The organism is Acetobacter papayae JCM 25143 (genome assembly GCF_000613285.1).
Classification (GTDB): domain Bacteria; phylum Pseudomonadota; class Alphaproteobacteria; order Acetobacterales; family Acetobacteraceae; genus Acetobacter; species Acetobacter papayae.
This window is the reverse complement of sequence record NZ_BAIN01000163.1, coordinates 1-876: the sequence shown is the minus strand read 5'-3', so window position 1 is coordinate 876 and position 876 is coordinate 1. Positions and strand designations below refer to the sequence as shown.

Genomic DNA, 876 nt, shown 5'->3' with positions numbered 1-876 from the left:
CGGCGCTGGCGCACCGGCCAGCAGGGCGTGACCACCCAAAGCCAGCAAGCGGTCAAACAGGGCATGCAGAGCTACGCGTGGGTCCACATGACCTTCCTGCCCGAAAAACAGTCCTTTTTGGAATCGCCCGTCCAGATCAGGCTCCAGCGCTGCAATATCCGCGCCATTAACCTGCGTATATTCCGAAGTGCGGCGGGCAAAGCGGGCGATTTCTCCCACATCACGCGCGGGAGCGAGCACCAGACTGCCCTGCCGTGTCACCTGCGGCACGTGGCGTGCCCACCAGTCCACCGCCCCGATGGACTGGGCGGTGACTTCTTCCGGGGCCGATTCCGCCTCGCACCATGGAGCCAGCATACCGCCTGCGAACCATGAGGCCCCGGCCCCTACCCGGCCCGCCTGATCGTAGAGCGTAACCTCTCCACCCCGTTCCGCCAGCGCGACACAGGCCGTCATACCGGCGACCCCCGCCCCTTTTACCAGAATGCGCGGTTTACTGTTCATGCCTTGCATGCTCCATCAGTTTCCGCCGTCCGACTATTTTACCACCTGCGATACAGGCCCATGCCACGGCGTGTTCAAAGCCTGTCATAACACCTTGGCTCTCACATGCCACCCTGCCCGCAGGCAGGTCAGAGCCCCCGCCATCAGCAGAACCGTGAGCAGGCAGCACTCCGTCACGGCGGTCACAATCCAGCGAACTCCCATATAGCCCGGCGGCAGCCAGCCACGCCGCCATGCCGTGCGCTCGCACAGGGCCACCAGCGCGAACGCCACCGCCAGCAGCACCACCCCACTCAGGGGGAGGACACAACCGCCGTAAACGCCGCCACCCACCCCGCCAGCACGGGCAGCACACCCAGCAGCAGGCGCAGC

The 876-nt window shown here is 65.5% G+C and carries 1 protein-coding gene and 1 pseudogene; both read right to left on the bottom strand.

Features of this window, described 5'->3' with window-relative positions; all coding sequences use genetic code 11:
• The coding region (locus JCM25143_RS15185) for an FAD-dependent oxidoreductase (protein WP_025861858.1) at positions 1-504 on the bottom strand (504 nt) is incomplete at its 3' end.
• Between the two features lie 84 nt (positions 505-588).
• Positions 589-876, bottom strand: a pseudogene (locus JCM25143_RS20445) (hypothetical protein); the annotation flags it as partial.